Origin of the sequence: Nocardia lijiangensis NBRC 108240 (assembly GCF_001613045.1) — a bacterium.
Lineage (GTDB): Bacteria > Actinomycetota > Actinomycetes > Mycobacteriales > Mycobacteriaceae > Nocardia > Nocardia lijiangensis.
On record NZ_BDBP01000186.1, the window covers coordinates 1 to 5061 of the forward strand.

Consider the following 5061-nt stretch of genomic DNA (forward strand, 5'->3'; position numbering starts at 1 on the left):
AGCTGGTCGGGGCCGAAGCCGGTAGCGCAGGGTGATCTTGGCGGCCTCACGGTGCACGCAAAAACGGATAACGCGTTGCGGACGCCCCGTGGCCAGCGACTACGCTGTGCACCCGTGATCACCCGCCTCTCCCAACTCTTCCTGCGTACCCTGCGCGACGACCCCGCCGACGCCGAGGTGCCCAGTCACAAACTGCTCGTGCGCGCCGGATACGTCCGCCGCGTCGCTCCCGGTGTGTACTCGTGGCTGCCGCTGGGCCTGAAGGTGCTGCGCAAGATCGAGGACGTCGTCCGGGAAGAGATGAACGCCATCGGCGCGCAGGAGATCTCGCTACCCGCGCTGCTGCCGCGCGACCCGTACGAGACCACCAACCGGTGGACCGAATACGGTGACGGCCTGTTCCGGCTGCAGGACCGCAAGGGCGGGGACTATCTGCTCGGCCCCACCCACGAGGAGCTGTTCGCGCTCACCGTGAAGGGCGAGTACAACTCCTACAAGGATCTGCCCGTCACGCTGTACCAGATCCAGACCAAGTACCGCGACGAGGAGCGCCCGCGCGCGGGCATCCTGCGCGGACGCGAGTTCATCATGAAGGACTCCTACTCCTTCGACCTCGACGAGGACGGCCTGAAGGGCAGCTACAACGCCCATCGCGAGGCCTACCAGCGCATCTTCGACCGGCTCGGCGTGCGGTACGTGATCGTGGCGGCCACCTCGGGCGCGATGGGCGGCAGCGCGTCGGAGGAATTCCTGGCCGACAGCCCGGTGGGTGAGGACACCTACGTGATCTGCCGCGAGTCCGGCTACGCGGCCAACGTGGAGGCCGTGGTCACGCCCGCTCCCGAGCCGCAGCCGATCGAGGGCAGGCCCGCTGCCGTCGTGCACGAGACCCCGCACACTCCCACCATCGCCACCCTGGTCGATTGGGCCAACTCCGCGGGCATCGCCGAGCAGTACGGTAGGCCGGTCACCGCGGCCGACACCCTGAAGAACGTGATGGTCAAGCTGCGCCACCCGGACGGCAAGACCGAGATCGTCGGCATCGGCGTCCCCGGCGACCGCGAGGTGGACGACAAGCGCCTCGCCGCGTCGGTCGAGCCCGCCGAGGTCGAGTTGCTCACCGAAGCCGACTTCGTCGCCAACCCGTTCCTGGTGAAGGGCTACATCGGCCCGAAGGGATTGCAGGAGAACGGCATCCGCTACCTGGTCGACCCCAGGGTGGTCAGCGGCACGTCCTGGATCACCGGTGCGGACAGCGAGGGCAGGCATGTGGTCGGCCTGCTGGCGGGCCGCGACTTCACCCCCGACGGCACCGTCGAGGCCGCCGAGGTCCGCGACGGCGACCCTTCGCCGGACGGGCGCGGCGCGCTGGTCTCCGCCCGCGGCATCGAGATCGGGCACATCTTCCAGCTCGGCTACAAGTACACCGACGCCTTCGAGGTCGACGTGCTCGGCGAGAACGGCAAGCCGGTGCGGCTGATCATGGGCTCCTACGGCGTCGGCGTGTCCCGCATGGTCGCGGTGGTCGCCGAGCAGCAACACGACGAGAAGGGCCTGCGCTGGCCCGCGGAGATCGCGCCGTTCGACGTGCACGTCGTCATCGCCAACAAGGACGAGGCCGCCCGCGCGGGCGCCGAGGACGTGGTGTCGGGCCTGCACGCCCAGGGGCTGGATGTGCTCTTCGACGATCGCACCGCCTCACCGGGCGTGAAGTTCAAGGATGCCGAACTTCTCGGCATGCCTTGGGTTCTCGTCGTCGGCCGCGGCTGGGCCGAGGGCAAGGTGGAGCTGCGCAACCGCTTCACCGGCGAGGCCGAGGAGATTCCGGCCGCCGCTGCGGTCGAGACGGTGGTCGCGAAGATTCGCGGCTGATCCGCTTCACACCCGTTCGCCGCCCCGGTCCCGCACGCGGACCGGGGCGGCTTTCGTTGCGGGCCGCCATAGCGCCGCCCGCGATCCGCGGTCGAATGCGTTCTCGGCCCACCGACCGCATCGCCGCCGGCGCATCGCCGCACTGCCGCACGAGACTGCGAAACAGCGCTCCAGCACCGCGGCTCCGGAGCCTCCCGTGTGAGAAGGTGGGGCAGTTGCCCTCTCCTTACGCTTCCGTAGGCTGTATTTGCTGATAGGAGAACCGGGATACCTGCCACACGCTGCTGTTACCCGCTGGTAAGTTAACCGGCATGACGAACTCCGAGGCGTTGTTGTTCAACCCGGCCACCTACGATCCGCAGCATTTGGACGCGGAGACCCGGCGGCTGCTGAAGGCCACTATCGAGTGGTTCGAGAGCCGCGGTAAGCGGCAACTGCTTGCCGACGACCACAGCTCCGTGTGGACCGCCGACTTCCTCGAGTTCGTCGCGAAGGAGAAGCTCTTCGCCACCTTCCTGACTCCCGCCGCCTACGCCGACGGCGACTCGAACCGCCGCTGGGACGCCGCACGCAACGCCGCGCTCTCGGAGATCTTCGGCTTCTACGGCCTGGCCTACTGGTACGCCGAGCAGGTGACCATTCTCGGTCTCGGGCCGATCTGGCAGAGCGACAACGAGGCGGCCAAGCGGCGCGCGGCCGCCGACCTCGCCGACGGACAGGTAATGGCCTTCGCGCTGTCCGAGCAGTCGCACGGCGCGGACATCTACAACACCGACATGGTGCTCACCCCGACCGAGCCGGGCAGCGCCGACGCCGAGGCCGGAATCCTGTTCCGCGCCAACGGCGCCAAGTACTACATCGGCAACGGCAATGTGGCCAGCATGGTTTCGGTGTTCTCCCGGCGCGGTGACATCGAGGGCGCCGACGGCTACATCTGGTTCGCCGCGGACAGCCGCCACGAGAACTACCACCTCATCGACAATGTCGTGAACGAGCAGATGTACGTGAGCACGTTCCGGCTGGAGAACTACCCGGTGCGCGCCGAGGACATCCTGCACACCGGTCCCGAGGCGTTCTCCGCGGCGCTGAACACCGTCAACGTCGGCAAGTTCAACCTCTGCCACGGCGGCATCGGCATGGTGGAGCACTCCTTCTACGAGGCCATCACGCACGCCAACAACCGCGTGCTCTACGGCAAGCTCGTCACCGACTTCCCGCATGTGCGCGGCAATTTCGTGGACGCCTACGCCCGCATCGTCGCGATGAAGCTGTTCAGCGACCGGGCCGTCGACTACTTCCGCAGCGCGAGCCTGGACGACCGGCGCTACCTGCTGTTCAACCCGATGACCAAGTCCAAGGTGACCTCCGAGGGCGAAGTGGTCATGACCCTGCTGCTGGATGTGCTCGCGGCCAAGGGATTCGAGAAGAACACCTACTTCAACGAGGTGCAGCGCCTGATCAACACCCTGCCCCGGCTCGAGGGCACGGTGCACGTCAACGTCGGCCAGATCCTCAAGTTCCTGCCCAACTACCTGTTCAACCCCAAGGAGTACCCGGAGGTCGGCACCCGCCAGGACGCGGCCGACGACGAGTTCTTCTGGCGGCAGGGCCCGGCCCGTGGCGCGGGCCGGGTGCAGTTCGCGGACTGGAACCCGGTGTACGAGAAGCACTCCGACGTCCCGAATGTGGCGCGCTTCTACGACCAGGCCAAGGCGCTGCGCGAGCTGCTGGCCACCGCGGCCCCCGACGAGGCGCAGCAGCAGGACCTGGACTTCATGCTCACCGTCGGCCACCTGTTCTCCCTGGTGGTCTACGGCCAGCTGATCCTGGAGCAGGCCGCGATCACCGGTCTGGATCGCGACGTGCTCGACCGGATCTTCGACTTCCAGATCCGCGACTTCAACGTGCACGCCACCACGCTGTACGGCAAGGCGTCCGCCACCGCGGCGCAGCGGGAGTGGGCCGTCGCGGCGCTGCGCACCCCGGTCGTGGACCGGGAGCGCTTCGACCGGGTGTGGGCGCAGGTGGCGTCCTACGACGGCGCCTACGAAATGCGCCCCTGAGCGCCACGGGTACGGCCGAGTTCGCTTCGGCCGTACCCGGTTTCGGCCGCATCGCTCCGGTCGGGACCTGGTCGCCCGAGGGCTCGGCGTAGGACGTGCCGAGATTGCGTGCGGCGGGAGGCTTGCCGGGAGCGGCAGCGGACTCGCCGGCGTAGGCATTCGGCGTGCTCACTGTGAGTGCCGCTCGGGTGAGAGCCGCGCCGGAAAAGGCATTCGGCGTGGACTCGCCGAGAGCGCCGCTCGGGTCAGGGCTTCCCGGGGAAGGCGACGGTCGGCGGGTTCACACCGAGGATCGCCTGCCAGGCACCCATCCGCAGCGCACATTCGGTGAGCGCGTCGACGCCGATGCGGCGCGTCTGCTCGGACTCGCCGTTCTCGACCACCGCGCGCCAGGCGACGGCGGTGTCGCTCTCGACGGTGACGGCCAGCCGCGCGGCGGCCGTGGGATCGTCCACCGGAAACGGGATGGTGTAGGCGGGCTCGGGCGGCGGCGCGGTCGTCCCCGTCGCACGGAGCGCGTCGACGGTGGTGTCGCGGCGGGCGCGGTGCGCCGCGGTGTTCTCGGCGATGAGGCGGTCGCGTTCGGGGGAGGCGAAGGCGGCGATCACGCCGTAGGCGTAGACCGCGGCGTACTCGGCGGCGAGCGCGTCGAGCAGGGCCTGGCGTTCGGCGTCGGTCATGCCAGCAACACCCCCGCGTGGGCGGCGCAGGCCGCGCTGACCGAGGCGAGCAGGCCAGCGCGGTAGCCGGACTGGGTGACGGCGAGATCGGCCGCGGATTTGCGCGAGCGGGCGAGCTGCTCACGCAGCTGCTCGATGCTCGGCGGCGAGATCGGTGGCACGGCCGTACCCGTCGCGTCGGGGCCGGTGGTGGTCGCGGCGAACGGCGCGGCCGGGTCCCTGGTCTTGCGTGCCGGGGTGGTCCCGTCGCCGTAGACGCCGACCACGCGGGCGATTTCGGCGCGCAACGCGTCCGCGTGCGCGGTGCGTTCGGTCGCGATCGTGCTCAGCGCGGTCTGCCGCTGCGGGGTGAGCGCGATCGCCGCGGTGGCCGCCGCGGCGTCGGTGCGGGCCATGACCTCTTGTGCGGCAAGCGGATCGGGTGCGCGCACGGGCTCGTCCGCGCA

Annotated in this window: 4 protein-coding genes; 2 read left to right on the plus strand and 2 right to left on the minus strand. The window is 69.4% G+C overall.

Translation table 11 applies throughout. The features are described 5' to 3' along the window. The first annotated feature begins 114 nt into the window (after window positions 1–114). Window positions 115–1872 (plus strand): proline--tRNA ligase, encoded by a 1758-nt coding sequence (locus NL1_RS35595; RefSeq protein ID WP_067849277.1) that lies wholly within the window; start codon window positions 115–117, stop codon window positions 1870–1872. 311 nt (window positions 1873–2183) lie between these two features. Beyond that, a complete protein-coding gene (locus tag NL1_RS35600; protein WP_067849280.1) occupies window positions 2184–3935 on the plus strand; it encodes an acyl-CoA dehydrogenase family protein in 1752 nt (583 codons plus the stop codon). 245 nt (window positions 3936–4180) lie between these two features. On the opposite strand, the gene NL1_RS35605 is transcribed toward NL1_RS35600, so the two are convergent. Further along, complete coding sequence (locus NL1_RS35605; protein ID WP_067849283.1) at window positions 4181–4615, minus strand: ferritin-like domain-containing protein; 435 nt, start codon at window positions 4613–4615, stop codon at window positions 4181–4183. Beyond that, on the minus strand, window positions 4612–5061 hold a 450-nt coding region (locus NL1_RS35610; protein WP_084511441.1), incomplete at its 5' end, for a hypothetical protein. The genes NL1_RS35605 and NL1_RS35610, both read right to left, overlap by 4 nt.